This window comes from Hyunsoonleella rubra (assembly GCF_042684665.1).
GTDB lineage: Bacteria > Bacteroidota > Bacteroidia > Flavobacteriales > Flavobacteriaceae > Jejuia > Jejuia rubra.
The window spans coordinates 1-7,108 of the sequence record NZ_JBHULY010000008.1 but is presented as its reverse complement, the minus strand read 5'-3'; the positions used below and the strand labels follow the sequence as shown (position 1 = coordinate 7,108).

Sequence of the window (7,108 nt, the reverse complement as noted above, 5' to 3'; positions counted from 1 at the left end):
ATTAGTCGGAAATTTACTATTTTTAATACTTAATTAAACTTGCATGGCAAACATACGAGCCGAGACCGTTGTACACAATATCCAAAAAAGACCTAATCTAACATTAAAATTTTGCTGAAATAAGCTTTTTAAGAAACATTCTGCTGTAAAAGTTTTCAGAAAATTTAGGATTAACTTCCCATAAGAGTGTAAAATTTTCCTACTACATCTACCTTTCTTAAAAATTTTATACACTTGCAACATTTGCCCTTAAATTGATGATTCTTTTGATTACGTATAAAAAAACCAACCATGAAAATCATGGTTGGTCTGCTATTAATCAAATATTGTTGGGGCAGAAATTGGTACTACTTGACTAATTAAATTTCTATTTAGTTTTTCTCAAATGTGAGTATATCTGTACCTCCATTGCCTCCACTTATATCAATAAGTTCAATTCTGGTAGATAATGTCATTACCACATCCCAATCATCATTGAGGTCTTCAAAATCATTGCTGTCTGATACTGGAAAGAAAATATTGAAATCTATATCATCATCACTACTGCTATCATCACTACTATTACTGTCATCAGTTACTGACCAAGTTCCTGTCATTGTATTAGAACCATTTGTTGCTACAAGTGAACCATCAGAATTGAAACTAAAATCATAACCATTGAAATCTGAAGTTTCATTTTGTCCTGAATCATTAAAGTTTGTGATTCGCCATGTTCCAGACTCTGCTGTATTTTCTATTTCAGCTATTTGTTGACTGTTATTGTTTGGGCTTCCATCGTCATCATCACTTGAACACATCGATGACATTAGTGAAAAGCTTAACATTACTAACAGCCCTATATTGAATACTTTTTTCATAATTCTTTGATTTATATAAGTTTTAATTTTTTAAAGTTTTTGAAGTGTAAGGGTATCAGTTCCTCCTCCACCTCCGCTAACATCTTGTATAACGACTTCTGTGCTAGTTACGGAAATTACATCCCAATCATCATCGTTAAATTCCTCAAAAGGCATATCCGTTCCAAAATTTAAAGTCATTTGATTACCAGAACTAAATACTGACCATGTTCCATTGTTGGTGTTAGAGCCATTTGAAGCTGAAACAGTTCCATCTATATTGAAATCTAATTCATAACCTGCATAATCAGAAGTTTGGTCATCTGCATCTTCAGTATAGGAGGCTACAATCCACAACCCATCAGTTAGGATAGATTCCAAATCATCATTGCCATTTCCACCATCAAAAGGCTCACGTTCAAAAGTTAAAAAATCTTCAGAACCATCTCCTCCACTAACATCTTTAAGTCTTATAATATCATTAGTAACTTCAAGAACATCCCAATCGTCTGCTAACTCGTCTAACGGAATCCCAGTACCAAAGTTCAAGTTTAATCCAAGTTCTGTATCGTCTCCTGACGTTGTTGACCATGAACCATTAGTAGTCCCACTCATATCTGATGCTGTTGCTGTATTGTCAGATGCAAAATTGAACACATAATCTGCAAAGTCTGCGGTCTCATCTGTATCGTCAAAAAAGTAAGTTACATACCAATCGCCACTTGTAAGAGCATTTACTAATGCTGTATCATCTATGTTTCCACCAGATTGACAATCACTCTCAAATCGCAATCTATCGTCTCCTAACCTTAAATCAACATCAACTTCGTCATCATCTTGTTCAATTTCGTGTAAGTTCCAAGTATCGTTAAAGTCTGGCAGTCCAGTAACATTAATTACAACTGATATATTATTGCCTGAACCTGAAGCTTCCCAAGTCCCATTGAATGTATTAGACCCTTGAGTCACTAGAATCGTTCCATCACTATTAAACTCAAATACATAGCCTACATAGTTATCTTCAAGGTCGTTATCGTTTCGCTCCAGTTTATCAACTGTCCATTCAGAACAATCCGCAAAAACGGTTTCAAGGTCACTGGTTGTACAGTTATCACAATCATCATCATCAAAATCATTGTCATCGTCTTCATCACAAGTATCATCTGCCATCTCAATAGCATCCTCTAGCTCTTGTATAGAATTTATAGTTTGTGTAGAGCCATCTGGAAAAATTACGGTAATTGGGAAGTTAATGGTTACGGCTGCAAATTCATCTAAATCATCAATGAAATCATACATATCATTATCATTGTTGATAGTAATGGTATTGATTAAATCATTGTTCTCATCAAAAACAGATGCCGTAATTGGGTACTGGAAGTCAATACACTCTATATCATCATCATCTTCGTTTTCGCCTACACAATTCGCTGTTAGTGCCGCTAATTCAGAATCTGAATTGACAACAACAGTTGAATAATCTATTAATATTACTGTTATTGGATAAGAGATAACAACAGAATCAATGTCATCATCAAACAAATCGATAATATCCTCAATATCCTGATAACCATCCTCATCATTAATGGTTAGTTCAATACCGTTGACCGTAACTGTAACTGGAAGTTGAACACTTAAACAACTAGCATTGTCTATAATGTTATCGCTAGAACCATCATTAGAGGCAGTTCTACTCATTAAATTGGCTACCATAGAATTTGCTTCGATTGTTTCTTCAGTAGGAGGGTCAATCGCTAAATCGTCTTCAGTTCTACAAGATGTCATTGTGAAAAGGACACCAAGAACTAGTAATAAGATTGGTTTTAATGTTTTCATAATAAATGTTTTAATTAATCGAGTTCGTTTTTTGATTTGCCCTTGTTAAGGCTCTTTATTCTTAAAACAACCGATTAAAAAAATGTCCCAAGAAAAAATACATTTTTTTTTATTTATCTTTCATTTTTAAAATCAAAAAACGTTTTTCCTTGCCAAAATCATTGCACCAAGATATATGTGATAAAATCCGCTTTTCTAAGCTTTATGAGAAATATGCACAGTCATTGAGCAATATTTTATTTTATAAGTATGGAGAACTTCTAAACCCTTCTGATAAGGTACAAGAGGCATTTATTAAGCTGTGGGAGAACTGTTCCAAAATTAAGCCAGAAGCCGTTAAATCGTATTTATATACCACAGCAAACAATATGATGCTCAACGAAGTAAAACATCAAAAAGTAGTATTGAAGTATCAGCAAGTAAAACCAAAAGATTACACAAATGAATCCCCTGAATTTGTTCTACGGAAGAAAGAGTTTTTAAAGCGGTTTGAACGTGCATTGTCAGGTTTAAATGAAGAGGAACGAGTTGCTTTCCTATTAAACAAGGTAGATGGTAAAACTCACAAAGAAGTAGCTGAAATTTTAGGCATTACCAAAAAAGTAGCCGAACATAGAATATATGGTGCTTTAAACAAACTTAAAGCAGAGCTTGAAGAACTAAATCGAAAATAATTTTGGGACAATTATATTTTGAGTTGTTTTAAAAATATAACAGCACGTTATGGACAAAGAGCAATTAGTAATAAAATGGTTAAATAATGACCTTACAGAGCAAGAGTCAAAGGCTTTCAATGCGTTAGAAGATGCTGACCTTTATAAGGAAATTACTGAAGAAGCTCAAAGGTTCAATGGTAACACAAATGCCAAAGTTGAATCTTTTGATGCATTAGATGAGAAACTAGTTTCCAAAAGCAATAATTCTATCAATTGGGTAAAAGTTGTATCTAGTATAGCTGCAATTTTTATTGTTGGTTTTGCACTCTTTACATTTTTAAATAAAGACCAAATCAGCTCTTTTCAGACCACTTTAGCCCAAAATGAAGTCATTACCTTGCCTGACAACTCAATTGTTAATCTCAACGAACTATCCGAGCTACAATACAATAATTCCAAATGGAATTCTAATAGATCATTGGATTTAACTGGAGAAGCTTTTTTCGATGTAGAAAAAGGAAAACGATTTGATGTTAATACGCCTTTTGGTACAGTAAGCGTTCTTGGTACAGAATTTAATGTAATGTCGAGAGATAGTATTTTTAAAGTCTCATGTTATGAAGGTTTGGTGCAAGTTGCATTTGATGATGAGAATGTTAAGTTACCTGCTGGAACAGAGTTTATCTTATCATCAGGAAAAGGTTCTAAATCTAAAATTACAATAGCAGAGCCACATTGGTTAAAAAACATGAGTGTTTTTGAAAACGCTTCATTTGAAGATGTTATCATAGAACTCGAAAAACAGTATAATATTAAAGTTCAGCATCCATCTGATTTGAATATTCAGTTTACAGGTGCTTTTGAACATGATAATCTTGAAAACGCCCTAAAATCAATCTCTAAGCCCTTTAATTTGACCTATATAATCGACTCAAACAAGGTCATTATCACGAATGGGGAGAACTAGATTTTACATATTTCTGTTATTAAGTGTCTTTCCACTATATCAAATATTAGGACAAAATTCTGAACAGGGCGTACCTATTTCTAAAGTTCTTGAAGAAATTTCACAAGCACACTCAATCACTTTTAATTATGAAAGTAGTCTTCTAAAAGATATTGTTGTAGAACCTATACCAAAGGATTTAAAACTATCAGCTAAAATTAAGAGTCTTGAAAATCAAACTAACCTAGTCTTTGAGAGGGTCAGTAATATAGTATATACTATTTCTAAAGCGATTCAGTTATGTGGTTATATTATAGATTCTGAATCACAAAGTCCACTCGTTTCAGCAACGGTAATCAATAAGTTTGCTTATGCTGTAACTGATGATAAGGGTTATTTTGAAATTGAACTCAAATCTTTAAATGAAGTATTGACCATTAGGCATATTGGATTCAAAACCATAGAACGTCAATTAAAATACTTCAATTTAGAAGCCTGTTCAACGGTAGTAATGTTTGCTCAACAAGAGGTCATAGCACCTGTACTTATTGAAACGTATTTGGTTCGTGGAATTGACAAAAGACAAGACTGGACAACATCCATTGATTATAAAAAGTTTAGTCTGTTACCTGGCCTTATTGAGTCTGATGTTTTGCAAACTGTTCAAGCACTACCTAGTGTTTTGAGTGTTGATGAAACGGTTTCAAACATCAATATTCGAGGAGGCTCTAATGACCAGAATTTAATGCTTTGGGATGATATAAAAATGTATCAAACAGGACACTTCTTTGGTCTCATATCAAGTTTTAACCCTCTTATAACACAAACTGCTAATGTAATTAATAATGGTTCGGATGTAGCATTGACAGATGGTGTTTCAGGAACAATTCACATGCAAACAGGCAAACAAATTGATTCAAAATTTAATGGTGTTTTTGGACTTAACTTCTTAAATGCGGAGTTATTTTTAAACATACCAATAGGAAATAAATCATCATTGCAAATAGCTTCAAGAAAGTCATTAGATGATTTTGTCAGAACACCAACTTACGATGTCTATTTTGAAAGAGTAATTCAAGAAACGGAAGCAGACAATAATGTTTCCAACGTTACTAATTCTAACCAAGAGTTTGATTTTTATGATGCCTCTTTTAGATGGTTATATCAGCCAACAGACAAAGATTTTTTAAGGCTAAACTTTATTTTGATTAACAACGATTTAGGCTTTAACGAAACTGCCGACGTTAATGGAATTTCACAATCAAGAAGAAGCGGTATTTCTCAAAATACTCTTGCTATTGGACTAAACTATAAAAGACAATGGAATGAAAAGTTGTCCTCAACCATTAACATCTATGATAATGAGTATAAGCTCGAAGCTCTTAACGCAGATGTTTTAAATAATCAGCTTCAGTTACAAGAAAACATTGTTTCTGAAACAAGTGTTCAATTGAATAACTTATATGAGGAAAATAGATGGCGTTTTAATCTTGGCTATCAATTTACAGAAACAGAAGTTATTAATTTAAACGATATTGATTTACCACGTTTTGTGAGACGTGATGAAGAAATATTGAGAGAACATGCAGTCTTCGGTCAAGCTTTGTATAAAAGTCCAAATAATGACTTTTCAGTTAGAGGTGGTGTAAGAGCGAACTATCTAACTCGTTTTGAAAAATTGATAGTTGAACCTAGATTAAGCGTTAGAAAATCAATAGGAGAACATTTTGAAATTGAGGCACAAGGAGAATTTAAACACCAAAGCACTTCACAAATCGTCAATTTTCAAAATGACTTTTTAGGAATTGAAAAGAGACGATGGCAGTTAACTGATAACGATAGTATTCCTGTGTTACAAAGTAAACAAGCTTCATTTGGAATACTTTATAAGAATAACGGTTGGCTTTTAGATGCCAAAGGCTATTACAAAACAGTTGATGGAATAACCACCCAAAGTCAGAGCTTTACCACTAAATACGAGTTTGCAAAAGAAAAAGGAAGTTATGATGTTTATGGATTTGAGTTTCTCTGCCGAAAAACTTTTGGTAACTTCAATAGTTGGTTAAGCTATTCTTATATGGATAATATTTACTCATTTGAAGCTCTTGAAGATATTAAGTTTCCGAGCAACTTTGATATAACACATTCTGTAACTTTGGGTACAACGTTTAGTCATAAATCTTGGAATGTCTCAGCAGGATTAAATTACCGAACAGGAAACCCAACTACTATACCGTTAGTGGGTAATGAGATTGTAGATGATGATGTAAATTTTGATGAAGGTAATGGTCAAAGATTAATTGATTATATGAGAATTGATGCTTCAGCTATTTACAAATTCAAAATAAGTAACACATTTCGGTCAGAAATTGGTGCATCAGTTTGGAACATCTCTAACAAGCAAAATGTTATTAATGACTTTTACAGGGTCAATGAAAGTGATGGAGTAAATAAGTTTTCAAGATTTTCTCTGGGTTTAACAACAAATGCTGTAATTAGACTTCTCTTTTAATAACAATGAATTAAGTTAGAAAAAAAATTAATTTATATTAACATTCCATACACTTTTTCTCCACCAGCTTAAGCCAACACAAAAAGAGTATTCCATTAGATAGTAAAAGAAACATTCTGCAAGAAAACTTTTGAAAAACTTTAGTACTATCAAAGAATATTTTAGAACACGGAATTAAAATTATAGAATAATAAAGTCTAATTTAAAATAGATTTTAAGGGACAATCACAAAATTAGAACTAAAAATACTGTGTACAACAAAGAACTGAGGTAAAAAACAAATCATTTCTTCGTTAATTTGAGATATTATTATCCTGGGCCC

The 7,108-nt window shown here is 32.7% G+C and carries 5 protein-coding genes; 3 read left to right on the top strand and 2 right to left on the bottom strand.

Annotation, left to right across the window (positions count from 1 at the left end):
* Nucleotides 1–371: 371 nt before the first annotated feature.
* Nucleotides 372–857, bottom strand: coding sequence for a hypothetical protein (locus tag ACFSR8_RS05375; RefSeq protein ID WP_380289819.1), 486 nt, complete (start codon nt 855–857; stop codon nt 372–374).
* A gap of 30 nt (nt 858–887) precedes the next feature.
* Nucleotides 888–2,672 (bottom strand): hypothetical protein, encoded by a 1,785-nt coding sequence (locus tag ACFSR8_RS05370; protein ID WP_380289817.1) that lies wholly within the window; start codon nt 2,670–2,672, stop codon nt 888–890.
* A 149-nt stretch (nt 2,673–2,821) separates the two neighbouring features.
* Here ACFSR8_RS05370 and ACFSR8_RS05365 point away from each other — a divergent pair, with 149 nt between their 5' ends.
* The 3 genes from ACFSR8_RS05365 to ACFSR8_RS05355 are packed head-to-tail and all read left to right on the top strand — an operon-like array spanning nt 2,822 to nt 6,786.
* Nucleotides 2,822–3,346, top strand: a complete 525-nt coding sequence (locus tag ACFSR8_RS05365) for an RNA polymerase sigma factor (RefSeq protein ID WP_380289815.1) — start codon at nt 2,822–2,824, stop codon at nt 3,344–3,346.
* Nucleotides 3,347–3,395: 49 nt separating this feature from the next.
* Nucleotides 3,396–4,295, top strand: a complete 900-nt coding sequence (locus ACFSR8_RS05360; protein ID WP_380289813.1) for a FecR family protein — start codon at nt 3,396–3,398, stop codon at nt 4,293–4,295.
* The gene (locus ACFSR8_RS05355; RefSeq protein WP_380289811.1) at nt 4,282–6,786 is read left to right on the top strand and encodes a TonB-dependent receptor; all 2,505 of its coding nucleotides are present in this window, start codon (nt 4,282–4,284) and stop codon (nt 6,784–6,786) included. The genes ACFSR8_RS05360 and ACFSR8_RS05355 overlap by 14 nt, the downstream gene beginning before the upstream one ends.
* Nucleotides 6,787–7,108: the final 322 nt, after the last annotated feature.